At 45.7% G+C, this 17,897-nt stretch carries 15 protein-coding genes; 11 read left to right on the top strand and 4 right to left on the bottom strand.

All coding sequences use genetic code 11. The features are described from left to right. Nucleotides 1-38: 38 nt before the first annotated feature. From VER99_RS20415 to copI, 5 genes are all read left to right on the top strand, one after another. Nucleotides 39-434, top strand: coding sequence for a hypothetical protein (locus VER99_RS20415; protein ID WP_076633466.1), 396 nt, complete (start codon nucleotides 39-41; stop codon nucleotides 432-434). Between the two features lie 297 nt (nucleotides 435-731). Next, nucleotides 732-2,048, top strand: a complete 1,317-nt coding sequence (locus VER99_RS20410) for a TolC family protein (protein ID WP_236614670.1) — start codon at nucleotides 732-734, stop codon at nucleotides 2,046-2,048. A gap of 2 nt (nucleotides 2,049-2,050) precedes the next feature. After that, on the top strand, nucleotides 2,051-3,766 hold the full coding sequence (locus tag VER99_RS20405) for an efflux RND transporter periplasmic adaptor subunit (protein WP_020335331.1): 1,716 nt from the start codon (nucleotides 2,051-2,053) through the stop codon (nucleotides 3,764-3,766). Nucleotides 3,767-3,768: 2 nt separating this feature from the next. Further along, nucleotides 3,769-6,909, top strand: a complete 3,141-nt coding sequence (locus tag VER99_RS20400; RefSeq protein WP_020335332.1) for an efflux RND transporter permease subunit — start codon at nucleotides 3,769-3,771, stop codon at nucleotides 6,907-6,909. Between the two features lie 64 nt (nucleotides 6,910-6,973). Then, nucleotides 6,974-7,540: a copper-resistant cuproprotein CopI gene (gene copI / locus VER99_RS20395; protein WP_014234682.1), complete on the top strand. Its 567-nt coding sequence runs from the start codon at nucleotides 6,974-6,976 to the stop codon at nucleotides 7,538-7,540. A 72-nt stretch (nucleotides 7,541-7,612) separates the two neighbouring features. On the opposite strand, the gene VER99_RS20390 is transcribed toward copI, so the two are convergent. Next, complete coding sequence (locus VER99_RS20390) at nucleotides 7,613-8,947, bottom strand: ferredoxin reductase family protein (protein ID WP_024372868.1); 1,335 nt, start codon at nucleotides 8,945-8,947, stop codon at nucleotides 7,613-7,615. Between the two features lie 211 nt (nucleotides 8,948-9,158). Here VER99_RS20390 and blaCARB point away from each other — a divergent pair, with 211 nt between their 5' ends. Continuing rightward, the gene (gene blaCARB, locus VER99_RS20385; protein ID WP_020335334.1) at nucleotides 9,159-10,010 is read left to right on the top strand and encodes a CARB/PSE/RTG family carbenicillin-hydrolyzing class A beta-lactamase; all 852 of its coding nucleotides are present in this window, start codon (nucleotides 9,159-9,161) and stop codon (nucleotides 10,008-10,010) included. A gap of 348 nt (nucleotides 10,011-10,358) precedes the next feature. Then, nucleotides 10,359-11,369, top strand: a complete 1,011-nt coding sequence (locus VER99_RS20380) for a sensor domain-containing diguanylate cyclase (RefSeq protein WP_020335335.1) — start codon at nucleotides 10,359-10,361, stop codon at nucleotides 11,367-11,369. 78 nt (nucleotides 11,370-11,447) lie between these two features. Here the strand turns inward: VER99_RS20380 and VER99_RS20375 are convergent, their stop codons facing one another. Next, complete coding sequence (locus tag VER99_RS20375) at nucleotides 11,448-11,600, bottom strand: hypothetical protein (protein WP_014234686.1); 153 nt, start codon at nucleotides 11,598-11,600, stop codon at nucleotides 11,448-11,450. Nucleotides 11,601-11,855: 255 nt separating this feature from the next. On the opposite strand from VER99_RS20375, the gene speG reads away from it, so the two are divergent. Next, a complete protein-coding gene (speG, locus tag VER99_RS20370) occupies nucleotides 11,856-12,395 on the top strand; it encodes a spermidine N1-acetyltransferase (protein WP_014234687.1) in 540 nt (179 codons plus the stop codon). 100 nt (nucleotides 12,396-12,495) lie between these two features. On the opposite strand, the gene VER99_RS20365 is transcribed toward speG, so the two are convergent. Next, on the bottom strand, nucleotides 12,496-13,620 hold the full coding sequence (locus VER99_RS20365) for an OmpP1/FadL family transporter (protein ID WP_020335336.1): 1,125 nt from the start codon (nucleotides 13,618-13,620) through the stop codon (nucleotides 12,496-12,498). A gap of 578 nt (nucleotides 13,621-14,198) precedes the next feature. Here VER99_RS20365 and VER99_RS20360 point away from each other — a divergent pair. The 3 genes from VER99_RS20360 (at nucleotide 14,199) to VER99_RS20350 (ending at nucleotide 17,483) form a co-directional block, all read left to right on the top strand. After that, entirely contained in the window at nucleotides 14,199-14,624 is a 426-nt protein-coding gene (locus VER99_RS20360; RefSeq protein ID WP_014234689.1) for a universal stress protein, read from the top strand. 289 nt (nucleotides 14,625-14,913) lie between these two features. After that, nucleotides 14,914-15,531, top strand: a complete 618-nt coding sequence (locus VER99_RS20355; RefSeq protein WP_020335337.1) for an NAD(P)H-dependent oxidoreductase — start codon at nucleotides 14,914-14,916, stop codon at nucleotides 15,529-15,531. Next, nucleotides 15,528-17,483 carry a monovalent cation:proton antiporter-2 (CPA2) family protein gene (locus VER99_RS20350; RefSeq protein WP_020335338.1) on the top strand — a complete coding sequence of 652 codons (1,956 nt, stop codon included), beginning with the start codon at nucleotides 15,528-15,530 and terminating at the stop codon, nucleotides 17,481-17,483. The genes VER99_RS20355 and VER99_RS20350 overlap by 4 nt, the downstream gene beginning before the upstream one ends. A gap of 83 nt (nucleotides 17,484-17,566) precedes the next feature. Here the strand turns inward: VER99_RS20350 and VER99_RS20345 are convergent, their stop codons facing one another. After that, nucleotides 17,567-17,860, bottom strand: coding sequence for a hypothetical protein (locus VER99_RS20345; protein WP_014234702.1), 294 nt, complete (start codon nucleotides 17,858-17,860; stop codon nucleotides 17,567-17,569). Nucleotides 17,861-17,897: the final 37 nt, after the last annotated feature.

Raw genomic sequence — 17,897 nt, 5'->3', positions numbered from 1 at the left:
GGTTATTAACGAGATACATTCATTTTACTGGAACGAGTATGCACCTTAAATCCTGGCATACAATTTGGTTGACTCTGCTGACAACGCTGATCCTTTTGGTATCGAGCGTGGTAAACAGTGCACCACTAATGAACCTAAAAATGATGTCAGATCAGACAATAACTCAGCAAGATGAGCACTGTGGGTCACACAGTATGGATATGAGTATGGCGATGTCTCATAGCTCAGCCCCTTCCGACATACCAATGAGCTGTGCGGACAACTCGGGTATGGTTCATAACTGCTGTACAACGTCCTGTTCGTTTGTTTTTGTTTCACTACCCGTTCCCGAAAACCGACTTTCTCCACTGGCACAAAGAGCCTCCTTCAATATCGAGAGCCATGACCCTGTGGTACAGGTCAGCCACGATCTCTACCGACCTCCTATCGTTTAATTCAATAAAAGCATTCGACCCTGCTTAACCTTGCAGGTTGTTTAATTGCGCCCGACGATTGGTCTATTTGCTCAAATAACGCCTTACGATCTCAGATTATTTGTATCGTCAAAGAGCTGAAGTAATCACAACGTCCAAACGTCCGGCAATCACCAGCTTTCGCATCGATTCACACTATTTGTGCGTTTACGAGCAAGTCTGGTATTAATTTGGATGAAAACGATGGAATTCACCCCAAATCACTTAGTGACATCAATAGGCTCACTAGCCCTGATTGCTTTGCCTGCATTTAATGTGATGGCACAAGCGCCATCACACGAAAAAGCAGTCAATGTATCTCAAGCACAATCGACCCAAGAACTGGCAAAGCTGATTAATATTGCCCTTGAAAACGATGGCAATCGCAAACAGTTCTTTGCTCAATCGGAAGCCATGCGTGAGACCGGCATTGCAAGCGCGACGCTAATGGATCCGAAACTAAAAGTGGGTGTTGGCGGACTACCTGTCGACAGTTTTAAGTTCGACGAAGACCCAATGACTAATATCTCAGTTGGTCTAATGCAACAGTTTGAGCGCGGTTCTACCCTCGACCTTCAACAGAAGAAAGCTAACCAACAAGCGGATGGTTTATCTCTGCAAGTGCATGCAAGAGAGCTGGATATAGCGAATAACATGACTCAACTCTGGCTTGAGCTTGGCTATCAACAACAAGCAGAACAGATCATGTTAGAAAACCGCCGCTTGATGAAGGAAATGGAGAACTTCATACAAACCAATTACTCAATTGGCAAAAGCGAAGCTCAGGACCTTCTTAACGCACAGCTGCAAGTAAGCAAGCTGGATGAAAAGTTACAGGCTAATGCTCAAATGCAGCGACGTTTGGTAGCCCAGCTTTCTGAATGGCTAGGCTCTGACTGGTTGATTAATCATTCTCAACAAGGTACTCCATCGCTACAAGCCAGCAACCAACTTAACTGGAATAATCTGAATCAGGCCCTCTCCTCTGGGGCTGATTCTACGCAGCACTATCAACTACTTAGCCAGCACCCAATGGTGAAAATGGCCGATGTCAGCATTTCAACTAATGAAACCCAGGTTGAAATTGCCGAGCAGGCTTATAGTCCGCAGTTTGGTGTCGAAGTTGCCTATGCCTATCGCCAGTCAAACAACATGAAAGGTGAGCCGGCTTCAGATTTAGTCAGTGCGTATTTAACGATGGATATTCCGCTATTCACTGGCAATCGCCAAGATAAAAACCTCGCAGCGGCGCAGTATCAGTTAGGAGCTGCACGCTCACAGAAAGACACATTACTGACGCAAATGAACGCCAAAGTGAACACGCTTTTGGTCGACCGCAGCAACTTAAGCCAACGCCTGGAGCGTTATCAAACCACTTTACTTCCTCAGGTCAAAGCTCGGATTCGGGCAGTAGAACGGGGATACCAAAATAACACCGCGCAATTCAACGATGTGATTTTGGCCAGTACCGATGAGCTTGCTCTGCAGCTCGAGCAACAACGTTTGATCACTGATTTAAATATCGTCAATAGCAACTTGGCAACGTTACTGGGTGGTTTTGAATATCAAGTATCAGCACCGGAATTAAGGAAGTAACAATGAGTTCGAATTCTATCAAAATCGCCACCATCGCTTTAATAGTAGGTGGGGCTTTAGGCTTTGGTTTCAGCCATTTTAATCCGAGTGCCAATCATGAACTAATGGCGGCTGAGGATAGTGCGTCAAATAGCTCAAACGATCCGCTCTACTGGGTCGCCCCGATGGATCCTAACTACAAACGAGATAAACCGGGCAAGTCACCAATGGGGATGGATTTGATTCCTGTTTATGCTGAAGATCTCGCCGGAGCACAAGATAAGCCTGGCACGGTCACCATTGACCCTTCGGTCGAAAACAATCTTGGGGTTAAAACCGCTCAAGTTTCAGTAGAGAAGTTATCACCGCGTATTGAAACCGTTGGTTACATTGCCTTTGACGAGAGTAAGTTATGGCAAACTAACGTTCGTGTTGCTGGTTGGGTGGAGAAACTCCACATCAACGCCGTTGGCGAAAAAGTCCAAAAAGGCGATGTCCTATTTACACTCTACTCGCCTGAACTGGTTAAAGCGCAGGAAGAGCTGCTTAACGCGTACCGTACTGGCCGCAGTGGCTTAGTCAAAGGCGCGACTGAACGTTTGGTCACACTTGGTGTCGATCGCTCGCAAATCAAAGCCATAACTCAGCGCGGCAAAGCTTCCCAAACCATCGCAATTAAAGCGCCAGACGACGGTGTTATCGCCAGCTTAAATGTGCGCGAAGGCGGTTACTTATCACCTGCTCAAGCCGTGATTAGTGCAGGTCCACTAGAAAATGTTTGGGTAGATGCAGAAGTGTTTGAGCGTCAGGCTCACTGGATGAAAGCCGGCAGCAATGCAACTATGACGTTAGACGCGATTCCGGGTAAAAACTGGCAAGGTACGGTTGATTACGTCTACCCAATTCTTGATCCAAAAACCCGAACCCTGCGTGTGCGTCTCAAGTTCCCGAACCCTAATGGTGAACTGAAGCCGAACATGTTTGCCAACATTGCGCTCCAGCCTGTCAGTGACGATGCCGTGCTGACTATTCCTAAGTCTTCCGTTATTCGCTCTGGCGGTATGACCCGAGTTGTCCTTGCTGAAGGCAACGGAAAGTACCGTTCGACCCGAATCAAAGTCGGTCGCGAAGCCGATGACAAAGCCGAGGTATTAGAAGGCCTAAGCCAAGAAGATCGTATTGTTACCTCCTCGCACTTTATGCTGGACTCAGAATCAAGCCAAACGGCCGATCTTTCTCGTATCTCAGCTCCTCAAGCATCCGCTGCGGAAACGGCTTGGGCGAAAGGAGAAATTACCGATGTAATGAAAGACCATCGCATGCTCACCATCAATCATCAACCAGTACCGGAATGGGATTGGCCAGGCATGGTGATGAACTTTACCTTTGCCGACGGCGTGGAAATGGGTGATCTGCAAAAAGGTCAAAACATTGAATTTGAAATGCAGAAAACCGATTCAGGCCAATACGAAATTATCGATTACAAAGCTGATGGTAGTGTCGTTGCTACCGATGTATGGCTAACGGGTGACATCAGTATGCTCATGGCTGACTTTGGCATGATCACGCTAAATCACATGCCTGTTGCAGAATGGAACTGGGACGCAGGTGAAATGAACTTCACAGTAGGTGACGAAGTCAGCTTATCTGGTTTCAAGGAAGGCCAAAAAGTTCGGTTTCTAATCGAGAAGCAAGGCACTGACTACGTATTAAAACAACTCGAAGCGATTGAGGGCTAACTATGATTGGAGCAATAATCCGTTGGTCTATCAACAATCGCTTTATGGTGTTAATCGCCACCTTAGTGGTTGTGCTATCGGGGCTTTACAGCGTAAAGAATACACCTGTTGATGCTATTCCCGATCTTTCTGATGTTCAGGTGATCATAAAAACCAGCTACCCAGGCCAAGCACCGCAAGTCGTTGAAGATCAGGTCACTTACCCGCTTACCACAGCGATGTTGGCCGTTCCGGGCGCAGAAACAGTGCGCGGCTATTCTTTCTTCGGGGATTCGTATGTTTACATCATTTTCAATGATGATACCGACATGTACTGGGCGAGATCCCGTGTTTTAGAATACCTAAGCCAGGTAGCACCGAAATTGCCGCCAAGTGCAAAACCGACGCTAGGTCCGGACGCGACAGGTGTGGGCTGGGTTTACAGCTATGTACTGCAAGACAAAACGGGGCAACACGACCTTGCTGAGCTTCGTAGTTTTCAGGACTGGTTCTTAAAATACGAACTTCAAACGGTTGATGGGGTTTCTGAGGTCGCCACTGTTGGCGGGATGGTCAAACAATACCAAGTCCAGATCGACCCGGCCAAACTTCGCGCCTACAACCTCACTCTGCAGCAAGTCAACATGGCTATCCAGAACGGCAACCAGGAAACGGGGGCGTCCGTTGTGGAAGTGGCAGAAGCGGAACACATGGTTCGCACAACTGGCTACTTAACCAGCATCGAAGATATTGAATCTCTGCCAATCAAAGTGACCGACAAAGGTACGCCGCTCCTACTTGGAGACATCGCAGACATCAATCTCGGCCCGCAAATGCGTCGCGGTATCTCTGAGCTAAATGGTGAAGGGGAAGCCGTCGGCGGTGTGATTGTGATGCGCTACGGTGAAAATGCCAGCGAAGTCATCAGTAAGGTCAAAGAGAAGCTGGATGATTTGCAGCGAAGCCTGCCTGATGGCGTAGAGATCGTATCAACTTACGATCGCTCAACGTTGATCAATGCAGCGGTAGACAATCTTTGGAAAAAACTCGCCGAAGAGTTCATCGTGGTAGCGATTGTTTGTGCCTTGTTCTTGTTCCATATCCGCTCTTCTTTAGTTATTGCTCTTAGCTTGCCAGTGGGTATTTTGGCTGCCTTTATTGTGATGCACTATCAAGGCATTAATGCCAATATCATGTCACTCGGTGGGATAGCTATTGCCATCGGGGCGATGGTGGACGGTGCGATTGTGATGATAGAAAACGTCCATAAACACATCGAACGGACGCCACTTACAGACAAAAACCGTTGGCAGGTAATTGGTAAAGCAGCCGAAGAAGTGGGTGCTCCCCTATTCTTCTCGCTCCTCATCATTACATTGAGCTTTGTGCCGGTGTTCGCGCTGGAAGGGCAAGAAGGCAAAATGTTCTCGCCTCTCGCCTTTACTAAAACGTACGCGATGGCCTCGGCGGCGGCTTTGGCTATCACGCTAGTGCCAGTATTAATGGGTTACTTTATTCGCGGTAAGGTACTTCCTGAACACAAAAACCCGGTTAACCGCAGCTTGGTGGCACTTTACCGTCCACTGCTGAACCTGAGTTTGAAGTATCCAAAAGCGATGATCGTGCTGGCTCTTGGGCTAATGGCATCGGCTTATTACCCGACCAGTAAACTGGGCAGTGAATTCATTCCGCCTCTGGATGAAGGCGATTTGATGTACATGCCGACCACCTATCCGGGTATATCTATCGGTAAAGCACGTGAATTGCTCCAACAAACCAATAAGTTGATCAAGACCGTACCGGAAGTAAAAACGGTTTGGGGGAAAATTGGTCGTGCGGATACGGCAACCGACCCTGCCCCGCTGACGATGATCGAAACGGTTATTCAATTTAAACCACGTGAAGAATGGCGTGAAGGCGTGACAACAGAGTCTTTGCGTAAAGAGTTTGACCAGCTGGTGCAATTCCCTGGATTAACCAACGCCTGGGTTATGCCGATTAAGACTCGTATAGACATGCTCGCAACTGGTATCAAAACCCCTATCGGGATAAAAATCGCCGGCCCTGACCTGAAAGAGATCGAGAAAATTGGTGCGCAAATAGAGCCAATTCTTAACAACGTTTCTGGCACCTCATCGGTTTACGCTGAGCGTGTTGCTGGCGGTCGCTACGTCACTATCGATATCAAACGCCGTGTCGCTGCGCGTTACGGTCTGAATATCAAAGATGTTCAACAGGTAATTTCCACTGCGGTGGGAGGCATGAATGTCGGTGAAACTATCGAAGGTCTGGAGCGCTACCCGATCAACGTTCGTTACCCGCAAGACTACCGTGATTCGGTGGTGAAACTGCAGAACCTACCGCTGGTAACACCAAACGGTGCACGTATCGCACTCGCTGATGTGGCCGATATCCGCTACGAAGATGGTCCACCGATGATCAAAACAGAAAACGCGCGTCCAAATGGCTGGGTGTTTGTTGATATCGACGGACGAGATCTTGGTTCGTACGTGATTGAAGCACAGCAAGCCGTTGCGGATCAGCTGGTTTTACCTACTGGCTATTCTATCGCTTGGTCGGGTCAGTATGAGTACATGGAACGCGCAAAAGACCGACTCAGTGTGGTCGTGCCGATTACTTTGGTGATCATCATGATGTTGCTCTACTTCAGTTTCCGTCGCATCGGAGAAGTCTTGATCATCATGGCGACGCTGCCATTGGCGATGGTGGGTGGCTTGTGGTTAATGTACAGCCTCAGTTACAACTTCTCGATTGCGGTAGGGGTTGGCTTTATTGCCCTTGCGGGTGTCGCTGTTGAGATTGGGGTCATTATGCTGGTTTACCTCAACCAAGCATGGCACCACAAAAAACTGGATGCAGAAGAAAAACGCCAGCCACTGCGCTTAGATGATTTGACTAATGCGATACGCGAAGGAGCTGGTCTACGTGTGCGTCCAGTGATGATGACCGTACTCACCGTCATTATTGGTCTGATCCCAATCATGTATGGCGACGGGACAGGCTCACAGGTAATGCAACGTATCGCTGCCCCAATGATCGGTGGTATGGCATCTGCCTTACTGCTAACTCTACTGGTACTGCCAGCGATTTTTATGCTCTGGAAACAGCGCGAAGTAAAACCTAACAAAAACACAGAGAAATAAACATAAAGCGCTATGGTTCCAATGACCATAGCGCACTACCTCATTGACGATAAAGGAAACCGATATGAAAAAGACACTGATCACTCTTGCTCTGACCTTAGCCTCTGGCAGTGTATTTGCTCAGATGGATAATTCAACCATGAACCATGACAACATGGATCACGGCTCTATGCCTATGGAACATGCGCAGAACGACAGCATGCCTATGGACCATTCCAACATGGATCATTCTAGTATGGGAGGCATGGTAGCAACGTCTGCCGTCGGCATGCCTGCAAATGGAGCGAAACCGGATAAAGTCGTGCACGTTCTTTTAAGTGATGACATGAAAATCACCTTTAAAAAAGAAGTGAAGATCGAACCCAATGACGTTGTCCAATTTGTGGTGATGAACACGGGTAAAATAAATCATGAGTTCACAATTGGCTCAGCCAAAGAGCAGCTAGAGCACCGTGAAATGATGAAAAACATGTCTGGCAATCATATGCATGATTCTGATAATGCCGTAACGGTTGAACCAGGCAAAGCTAAGCAACTCTTGTGGCACTTCCACGGCGACAACAATGTCGAGTTTGCGTGTAACATCCCGGGCCATGCAGAAGCTGGCATGGTGAAAAAACTGAAGTTATAACCTTCAGTGACGTGACCATCCATAAAACAAAAGGAGCGGATTGCCGCTCCTTTTATTCTTTCAAACGGATTCTTACCTCATCACAAATAGCTCTTCATGATAGTGATGCTCGGTGTCGAATCGATACTCCATCAACTGTTGCTTCAATGCTGAAGAAAATGCTTCAGGCCCGCAGAAATAAAGCTCATAGTCTGCCAAATTACCACACTGCTTAACGATGTGTTGTGCGTTAAGTCTTGGCGAAACCTGAGTATCAATAACACTCAATTCAACGTCCGCGTGATGAGCACAACGCCACAACTCATCCACTAATTGACTATCCAATCCTCGCGTGCAATAGAATAAATGTACTGGCTGATGCGATTTACGCTCTTTTAATGAAGCGAGTATTGCAAAAAAGACCGCAATACCAACACCACCCGCTATCCAGATCTGAGGTTTGGATACATCAAACTCTAATCGACCATAAGGCCCTTCCAGAGTGACTTCATCGCCTGCTTTTACCCTTTCACATAAACCTGTCGTAAAGTCACCTAACTCTTTGATCAAGAAACGTAACTCTGGTTCACCATTAGCGGAGGCGATGGTAAACGGATGCGGGTCTTCATCGCCAAATCGTATATAGGCGAATTGTCCTGCTTTATGCCCCTGCCAAGAATCTGTTGGGGTGAGTACTAATTCCATGACTCGAGCCTGTGGGAAAAAGCGCGTCGATTTCACTTTCATATTGTGACGGTTAACTCGGCCAACTAAACCCGACAAGCTATAGATAGCCGCAGCGCAGCCAATTAAGGCGAATGCGATAGAAATATAGAAAATCGGCTCCCCCCAATAGGCTCGCTTGATCAACAACACAGAGTGAACCGCAATCATCAAATAGACCGCCGCCATCATGCGATGCGAGACTTTAAAGGGCTTGTACTTCACGACAGTCCAGAGGGAAATAACAAACAGCACAACTAATAAATAGAAGCCCCATTCGCCAAGACTAAGGCCAACATCACGCAAGTCAACAATCCAGGATTCCAACGCGGTTAAGTTATTCCCACCAGGCCCTTCCCCGGTATGTTTAAGCGGTTTTTCCAGCATTCCAGACTGGACTAACCATTTGGGCACTTGATAAAGCAGCCAATGCACAATGCCTAAACTCACCCCCGAAATACCCAACCACTTATGAACCCGGTAGGCTTTATCCATACCATTCACCCATTGTTCTATAACAGGTAAGCGCAGTGCTAGCACCATAGCAATAGACATTAAGGCAAGTGATACAACTCCAGAATATTGAATCAGCGCTGAGCGCCAATAGAAAAACTGCGTCGATGAAAGCAGCTGTGGTTCACTCAAACACCATATGACCGAAACGACTGCAATCACTAGACATATAGAATTCCGTACTGTTTTCATGTTCACTACTCCACCACTGACGACAATTCTAGTTTAGTGCACCATACGTAAAGCATCGTAAACAAAGGTAAAGCAGAGAAAAACGCATCACTTGAGAGGAATTCTACAAAAAATCTACAGGGATTTAACAGTCGTTAGCGCACTCCATCGCTATAGTCACGGTTGATTTCGCATCAATGCGAACCAGAAAAATTAATAAAGATAATCACTCATGAAAAAGTTATTTTTTTTGCTTGCGCTGATGGTCGCCTCACCTTTAAGTCACGCATCGAAACTACATGAAGACGTTTCTCTTCTTGAGCAACAGATCTCCGGACGTATTGGGATCGCCGTCTGGGATACTCAGACCGATAAACACTGGGCTTATCGTGGTGACGAACGATTTCCTTTAGTCGGAACCTTTAAGACGTTAGCTTGCGCAACCATGCTGAGTGAGATGGATACCGGTATCCTCAAAAAAAATGCCACCGCGATTGTAGAAAAACGAGATATGGTGATGTGGTCTCCCATCATGGATAAACTGGCTGGGCAGAATGTCCGTATCGAGCATGCCTGCGAAGCCGCGATGTTGATGAACGATAACACAGCGACGAATCTCGTACTGAGTGAAATCGGCGGGCCTAAGTCGGTCATGCTTTTCCTGCGTACCATTGGAGACAAAGCCACCAGACTCGACAGCGCGGAACCGAGCGTCAACGAAGCTATGCCGGGCGATAAGCATGACACGACAACGCCTAACGCTATGGTAAACACTCTTGAAACACTGATCGATGGTGATGCGCTCTCTTATGAATCTCGCATTCAATTAAAGATATGGATGCAAGACAATAAAGTGTCTGATCCACTCATGCGTTCCGTTTTACCGTCGGGTTGGTCTATTGCCGATCGCTCAGGAGCAGGTGGCAACGGTTCACTTGGCTTTAACGCCATCATCTGGAAAGAAAACCATAAACCGGTATACATCAGTATCTATCTGGCAGAAACCGAGCTGTCGCTTCAGGCAAGAGAGCAACTCATCGCCCAAATTAGCCAACTTATTTTGTATAAGTACCGAAACATCTAGCAACGAAAACGCAGTGCTCTTCCCTCCATTAACAAGGGCACTTTTTACGCTAAGCTATCCAAGAATTCTCCTACGTCTACCTTCTTAGTAGTATTTACAGTCACTCTACTCCTACTGTATACATCTTTCGGGTTATTAATTCCTATCACCAGATAAAGTGATTTAGTTCTCACTTTGCGTTAACACTAGGGTGAAATAGGCGACAAATTAATCGCATGTTATTCAGCGTTAATATTTTTCTTGAAAATATCTAAGCGTTACTTATTGTTTATATTAAGGGAATGCCCGAGGAGATGGCTATTGAGACTTGAAAGAACATTTGCCCCCACTGACCTATCGACGCAAAACATGGAAAGTCCGATATGTTTGCCGATCGGCTTTGTTCACTTTTTGGCTCAGTCACAAACCTTACAGCAGGTACTTGATACCGTCGCAGAGTGGATTCACCGAATCTTTGAATCTGATCGCGCAAGTATTACTTTGTATGAAAATAGTGACTTCTTGAAGGTCTACTCTTTTTCTGGAAACAAAGCGATCCCGACAGATTTTCTCGTGCCAATCGCTCAGTCTTTCGTTGGCCGAGCTTTTGATACTCAGCAATTGATCATTTGTGACGACTTAAGCCAATCCGATGAAATCGATTGTGTCATGCTGTCTTCAAGCGGAATGGGGACGTGTATGGATGCGCCCTTGATGCACGGCAAAGCTTGTTTGGGTACGCTGAACGTCGCCCACAATCAAACCCACTTTTACACTAAAGAACAAGCCTCGCAGCTGCAATGTATCGCGAACTGGATTGCATTGAATATCGCTTTACATATTCAGGTCATGAAAATGGAACATCTTGCGAAAACGGATGATCTGACGGGAATACCAAACCGCAGAGAGTTCATGCGTGAGATTGAAAACCGCCTTTCAGACTACCGTACTCAGGGAATCAAGTTCCACGTAGCTATTCTGGATTTAGATCACTTCAAGAAGTTAAATGACAAGTATGGGCACGATGCTGGCGATAAATCGCTGATTCACGTAGTTAATACCATAAAGGGTCATTTGCGTGACTACGATTTACTTGCGCGAGTTGGAGGCGAAGAATTTGCGATTGTCCTTCGACGACGATCATCTCAGGAAGCACTTGATACATTAGAGACCATCCGCAACGCACTAGAAAGCACCGTCATGAAACACTCTGGCCTTGAAATGCCGATAACTGCCAGTATTGGGGTTACTCAAGTGTGCAGTGTTGATAATTCGTTTGAGCCACTGATTAAAAGAGCTGACTTAGCGTTATATAAAGCAAAAGAAACGGGTAGAAACCGCGTTGAAATAAACCATGAAGCCCAAAATAAAAAAAGGTAGCGACCTAAAACGCTACCTTTATCCCTACTCTCGCTGACTCCAGACTTACTCAGGCACCAGCGAGATGAGCAGATTCAATTATGCTTTCTTAAGGTCTTTAGTTGGGTATGTTAACGTCGCTTCGCCCGCTTTTACGTGTGTGTAATAACCGCCGCTGCTCACACCTCTAACTACCATTTTACCTAGGTCAACACCCTTAGTTGCAACTACTTCTTCGCCGATTGAAAACATATAAAATACCTTTTATTCAGATTTAGACAATGAGTCAATGCGAGGTATTTAATATGAAATAGCATCGTTTACCTAATCAGCTTTTTTGTCGTTAGGATTAAGTTTTTTACTATTTCCACCCCCTCTCCTTGCTATTTTTCAACACGGATAAACTTCACCAAATCATAAAAAAACAAGTAATAAAATTCCGTATAGTAAGTTAATATTTTCACACATAAGAATAGGAGCAACACCTGCTCCCATTGGAGAAGTATCATGACGAAAGGGCTTAAAATGCGTGCGTTAGAACGATCGGACCTTCGTTTTATCCACGAGCTAAATAACAACCGTAATATTATGGCTTACTGGTTTGAAGAGCCTTACGAGTCTTACGATGAGCTAGAGGAACTGTACCGGAAGCACATTCATGACGATGCAGAAAGGCGCTTCGTTGTAGAGGATATTGACGGTATTGTTATCGGCTTAGTTGAGCTTATCGAGATAAACTACATCCACCGAAGCGCTGAGTTTCAGATCATCATTGCGCCGGAGCACCAAGGCCGTGGCTACGCCATGGAGATGATACACAGAGCGTTAGATTATTCATTTTCTATCCTCAATCTGCGTAAAATTTATCTGTTGGTCGCAGTAGAAAATGAAATTGCAATCCACTTATATAAAAAGTGTGGGTTTATAGAAGAAGGGCACTTAATTGAAGAGTATTTCATTAATGGTGGTTATCGAGACGTTAAGCGCATGTATATTCTGAAGCATCAATATCAAAAGTCGATGGAAGAGAAGAAAGAGAGCAATTAATTCGTCGCAGCTTCAGCCTACCCAATCAGCTATAAATAAAAACGCAGTTCAATCACTGCGTTTTTATTTCATCTAAACTCGGGGTACCGATTAATTCTTATTATTGATTTTTCCAGCTATAGCCGAAGCTTAGGAAGTACAACGTAGGGTCTTTGTATCCTGCTAGCTTCGTACCATTCGCCAACGTCGATTCCGACGAGTCAATGATGACAGCTTCAAATGCGACGCTTACTGTATTTTTCTCATCCCAGTTGTAATCAACGCCTGTGCCTAGTCGGTATGCATCACCAGTAGGAACAGTAATGTCCCCCTTCGACTGATCCTCATACATGCTGCTATCAAACGCCACACCAGCATTCCACATCACTTTGCTATTCACCTCATACTGAGTACCAAAAGCGACCTGATAAGTATCCTGAGTATCGACATTCAATGTGGTTTGGTACTCGCTCCAGTCTTGCCAGTTCACGTTACCCATCCACGCAAACTTATCATTTATCTGCTGATAAATACTGAAGATCACTTGTTGAGGTGCAACAGATTCTGAGTTTTCAAACTCAAACTTAGTCTCGCTCGAGTAAGATAGGCCGAAACGCGTCCCTGGAACCAACTCGTACAGAACCCCAAAGCGACCATTGACCTGAACATCGGTATCATCATCTTCGAATGAGAAATTATTATTTGCCGAGCTGGCGTTCGCTTCCACTTGATATTTACCATACTGAATACCGAGCGCAGCCCCCACCGACCACTGGTCATTAATTCGATAAGCAGCACTCGGCTGGACAGTTACCGCTTGCGTAATCGCGGTAGGAATATCTAGTTTAGCAACGGTTCTGTCCACCAACCCTTCGTAGCCCAGTCCAAGACCATAGTTTCCATATAGACCGATACCCAATGTCCATTTTTCGTTCACTTTCTGGCTATAAAATGCAGAGCCCATAGGAACAAAACCAATTACGTTACCCGCATCTCCCGCTAATGTATCCAGCTGTGCATCACCATAAAGACTGATTAAGTGACCAGAGAAAGATTGACCTGAAACATTTGCCAGACCAGCAGGGTTTGCTGCCATAACTGACGCATCCTGTGCTCTTGCAGCCATCCCTGCAGATGCGAGACCGATGTCCGTTGTATTCGTTTCGTATAAGTATAAACCAGCTGCTTGAACCGTCGCGCAGCTTAATAGCGAGCCTGCGACGATGATTTTTGATAGATTTTTCATAACAAAGCCTATTATTTTTAGATAGAACCTATGCCACAGTGAACCGATGTAGGTTATTGAAAAACACTGCCGTTGTTACAAAGCATAGGTCTCAATGAAGTAGAGCGCGAAGAAAGTATTGAATCGATAGTCCAGATTTACTTTTACTCTCCCAAACCTTACTCATATTGGTATAAGGACACGCGATGAAACTGCATGCCCTATGAGATTGTCAGTGTAAAAAACGGTCCTACTCTGGCCGTTTAAACCAGTCTATTTTCAATTTCGATTTACTAGTGAAGAGTAAACACAGCGACAAAAATCAATTTCTGTCTCAATATTTATACACATGAAAGCACTCTGTGCCTCCGCCTCACGCTCTTTCCGACTAAACAGTGAATAAGCAGCTATCATGAGACTCAGTGCATCGCCGAAACCAAAATTAGTGAGCGAACAGTCAATACTAACAAATCACTCCAACTCATTACTTTTATTGATCTTTATTTACACATTTAACTGGTTTCGCGATCTTGTCGACACAATTTTTTGTCAAGCCATACTATGCTTAGGGTGAATATAATCCACTTAAGGGCGTGGTTATGAAATACAAACATATTCTTGTCGCACTAGAACTTGCTGATGAAAGCACAGTGCTGATTGATAGAGCAGTAGAAATGGCAAACTACCTCGACTCCGACATTTCATTCATCCATGTGGATGGTACTCATGGTGAAATTTATCGCGAGCTCGTGGATATCAAAGCAAACCCAGATCATGTACCGCTAAATGAGCATTCGATGGAATGTCTAAAAACATTCAGCGATTATATGGACTACCCACTAAAACACTTCTTTGTGGGTACTGGCGATTTAGCTGACAAACTAGAAACAACCATAAAAGAGCAAGAAGTCGACTTACTGATCTGTGGTCACCATCAGGATTTGTGGAGCAAACTTATCTCCTACTCTCGTCATCTAATAAATAAGTCACCAGTCGATATTCTGGTTGTGCCTATTCACGACTAGGGTTCTGTCAATCAGATACGATATCCAATATAAAGCAAAAGCCGATAGTGAATCACTATCGGCTTTTTTGTATCGACGTTAATTAAAATTAAGACTCAGCCCACTCGTTCACTAATTACTATTAGAGTAGGTACCATCCTGATAGGCCAATGCGATTAAGTAGTACCAACGTAGAAACTAGCTAGGCTAAAGTTTATGAGTTAGATTTGGTAACTATACGCAGCGTACCTGTTCCCAATATAAAACAGGTTGTTACTCCTCAAACGGTAAGCAGCTGGCAAGGATCCCCATGACCAATAAAAAAGTATTAATTCTCTTTGCTCACCCTTCTCAACATCGTTCAGAAGTGAATATAAAGCTATTTAAAGAAGCTCAGAAAATACATGGCGTAACATGTGTCGATCTTTATGGTGAATATCCACGATTTAATATCAATATCGATCGTGAACAACAGCGCTTGCGCGACCATGACGTAGTGATTTTTCAATTTCCTCTATATTGGTACTCTACCCCATCGATTCTAAAAGAGTGGCAAGATCTGGTTTTAGAATATGGGTTTGCTTATGGGACCGATGGTACTGAGTTACAAGGCAAAACCATGCTTTGTGTGCTTTCTGCTGGCGGCAAAGAAGAAGCCTACAAAGCGGAAGGCTATAACCATTTCACGATTCGCGAACTGCTGGCTCCTATTGAACAAATGTCCGCTCTGACAGGCATGAACTACGTCGCCCCTCTGGCGATGTTCGGATCTCGCACCGCAGCAGAAGAAGGCCGGATACCTCGGCATGTGGAACGCTACATAAAGCTATTAACCGCATTGGTTGAAGACAGGCTTGATATTGATGCAGCCGCTTCACTGATTAAACTCAACAGCGCTCTGCCTGAACTGATTAAGGAAGCCTCATGACAGGAATATTTTTACAGGCTTTTGTCTACCTTTTTGCCGCAGTCATCGCTGTACCGCTCGCTAAGCGGTTTGGTCTTGGTTCCGTCTTAGGCTATTTAATCGCGGGCGTTGTCATCGGCCCAATTATTGGCTTAGTTGGAGAAGAGACAACGACAATTCAGCACTTTGCTGAGTTTGGTGTTGTGATGATGTTGTTCCTAGTCGGCCTGGAACTCGAACCTAAAATGCTCTGGGCAATGCGTAATCGCTTAATGGGTTTAGGTGGTCTTCAGGTTGTGGGAACCACTGGCGCTATCATGGCGATTGCCTTGTACTTTGACCAGCCATGGACCATTTCGCTGGCGATAGGTTTGATTTTTGCCCTTTCTTCCACGGCGATCGTACTGCAAACTTTCAGCGAAAAAGGTTTAACGAAAAGTGATGGTGGGAAAAACGCATTTTCCGTGCTTCTTTTTCAAGATATTGCCGTTATCCCAATGCTGGCTTTCATTCCACTTCTCGCATTACCTGAACTCGTGGAGCTCGCTCAACAAACTGCTCAAACTGCAGCGCAGCACCACGACGATTTAAATCTCGTCGCCGATTTACCAGGCTGGGCGTACGGGCTGGTGATAACCGCTTCGATTGCTATCGTCGTTGTTGGCGGACACTATTTGAGCCGTCCTCTACTCAGTTACGTTGCCAGCTCAGGGCTGCGCGAAATCTTTACCGCCACCGCCCTGATGTTAGTGATCGGTATCGCTGCACTGATGAGCCTGGTTGGCCTATCACCTGCGCTGGGAACCTTCTTGGCCGGAGTAGTGTTAGCCAACAGCGAGTTCCGCCATGAGCTTGAATCCAACATCGAACCATTTAAAGGGCTATTACTAGGCTTGTTTTTTATCACCGTTGGCGCGGGGATTAACTTTTCCGTTTTGTTTGGTGAATTCTGGTTAATCTTGGCGCTGACTCTCAGCGTCATGGTGTTAAAAGCCTTAGTGCTGTTTAGCCTCGGGATCATCTTCCGAGTTAAAGGCAGTAACCGCTGGTTGTTCACGCTGAGCTTGGCTCAAGCCGGTGAGTTCGGTTTTGTACTACTCAGCTTCTCAGTACAAAACCACGTGATCCCTTATGAGTTATCACAAACCCTGTCTCTTGTTGTCGCGATATCCATGTTCCTGACGCCAGGACTGTTTATTTTGTTTGATAAGGTCATTCTGCCTCGATTCGAAAGTCAGTCTAATCAACGAGAAAGTGACACGATTGAAGAAAAAGGAACGGTAATCATTGCGGGAATCGGGCGCTTCGGGCAAATAGTGAATCGCTTATTGGTGTCCAATGGGGTCAATACCGTGGTGCTGGACCACCAAGCCGATCAAGTTGATAACTTACGCCAAATCGGTACTCGTGCCTATTTTGGTGATGCAACTCGTCCAGACATGCTTCATACCGCTGGCATCGAAGAAGCAGCAGCATTTGTCGTCGCTATCGACAACCGAGAAGCCAGTGTTGAGTTAGTCAAATACGTAAAACACACCTACCCGAAGGTAAAAATTCTCGCGCGCGCTTTCGACCGAGGCCATGGCTACCTTCTGAGGCAGGCGGGAGCAGATATTATTGAGTCAGAAACTTATCACTCAGCGTTAGAATTGGGAGGGCAAACAATGAATGTTCTTGGCATTCACCCTTTCTATGTCGAACAGCAAAAAGCGACCTACAAACGCGTCGAGGAGCGTAAATCAGAAATGCTGTACAAAGCGTGGGAAGACGACTCGGAAGGGAAACGCTTTGATAACAACTATCGCCTGCTGTTTATTCAGTTAGAGGAAAAGATGGCAGAGGAAATGGGCAAAGACCGCCACGACAATCTTTCTCGTTCTGAGCGTGGTTGGACTCCGCCACCAAAAGAATATGCTGAGACCTTTGAGGGGGAAAACGTTCACGAACTGCACCTTCCCAAGGAAGAAACCTAGTAGTTTGCTAAACAAAAAAACCTCCCTGATTTAGGGAGGTTTTTAATATTTAGAACACCACTACACGCCACTAGAAGTCGAAATCACATAAGATCATTCATTAAAATCTCATATTCTTCACTCGCTTCCTCGACTAAATGAGAAAGCTCTCTAGCGTCAGAAACCGCAAGCTTGAATTGCCAAGGAGTCGCGTTGTCTTTACCGCAAATTCGCGTCTCGTTGCCGCGGCTTTCAAAAGACAAATCGTCAAACGCGGTCGAGTGACACTCTTGAAGTTCGACGATTTCGACTTTTAATTTACCGACTGGGTTTACTTCTATATGCGCGTGTAAATCCGGGCGTCTGGATAAACAATAGTCTCGATGAACTGCAATCATAGCCGTCTCCTTGTGCCTGCCGATTCAACAATAAGTG

This window comes from Vibrio natriegens NBRC 15636 = ATCC 14048 = DSM 759 (assembly GCF_035621455.1).
In the GTDB taxonomy this organism is placed as follows: Bacteria; Pseudomonadota; Gammaproteobacteria; order Enterobacterales; family Vibrionaceae; genus Vibrio; species Vibrio natriegens.
This window is presented reverse-complemented; position numbering and strand designations above follow the sequence as displayed.

What these genes read in the sequence shown, in the direction of transcription:
- VER99_RS20375 (WP_014234686.1), bottom strand. Translation starts at nt 11,600, where the DNA reads ATGTTTTCAATCGGCGAAGAAGTAGTTGCAACTAAGGGTGTTGACCTA.
- copI (WP_014234682.1), top strand. Translation starts at nt 6,974, where the DNA reads ATGAAAAAGACACTGATCACTCTTGCTCTGACCTTAGCCTCTGGCAGT.
- blaCARB (WP_020335334.1), top strand. Translation starts at nt 9,159, where the DNA reads ATGAAAAAGTTATTTTTTTTGCTTGCGCTGATGGTCGCCTCACCTTTA.
- VER99_RS20365 (WP_020335336.1), bottom strand. Translation starts at nt 13,620, where the DNA reads ATGAAAAATCTATCAAAAATCATCGTCGCAGGCTCGCTATTAAGCTGC.
- VER99_RS20410 (WP_236614670.1), top strand. Translation starts at nt 732, where the DNA reads ATGGCACAAGCGCCATCACACGAAAAAGCAGTCAATGTATCTCAAGCA.
- VER99_RS20405 (WP_020335331.1), top strand. Translation starts at nt 2,051, where the DNA reads ATGAGTTCGAATTCTATCAAAATCGCCACCATCGCTTTAATAGTAGGT.
- VER99_RS20350 (WP_020335338.1), top strand. Translation starts at nt 15,528, where the DNA reads ATGACAGGAATATTTTTACAGGCTTTTGTCTACCTTTTTGCCGCAGTC.
- VER99_RS20345 (WP_014234702.1), bottom strand. Translation starts at nt 17,860, where the DNA reads ATGATTGCAGTTCATCGAGACTATTGTTTATCCAGACGCCCGGATTTA.
- VER99_RS20355 (WP_020335337.1), top strand. Translation starts at nt 14,914, where the DNA reads ATGACCAATAAAAAAGTATTAATTCTCTTTGCTCACCCTTCTCAACAT.
- VER99_RS20380 (WP_020335335.1), top strand. Translation starts at nt 10,359, where the DNA reads ATGGAAAGTCCGATATGTTTGCCGATCGGCTTTGTTCACTTTTTGGCT.
- speG (WP_014234687.1), top strand. Translation starts at nt 11,856, where the DNA reads ATGACGAAAGGGCTTAAAATGCGTGCGTTAGAACGATCGGACCTTCGT.
- VER99_RS20415 (WP_076633466.1), top strand. Translation starts at nt 39, where the DNA reads ATGCACCTTAAATCCTGGCATACAATTTGGTTGACTCTGCTGACAACG.
- VER99_RS20400 (WP_020335332.1), top strand. Translation starts at nt 3,769, where the DNA reads ATGATTGGAGCAATAATCCGTTGGTCTATCAACAATCGCTTTATGGTG.
- VER99_RS20360 (WP_014234689.1), top strand. Translation starts at nt 14,199, where the DNA reads ATGAAATACAAACATATTCTTGTCGCACTAGAACTTGCTGATGAAAGC.
- VER99_RS20390 (WP_024372868.1), bottom strand. Translation starts at nt 8,947, where the DNA reads ATGAAAACAGTACGGAATTCTATATGTCTAGTGATTGCAGTCGTTTCG.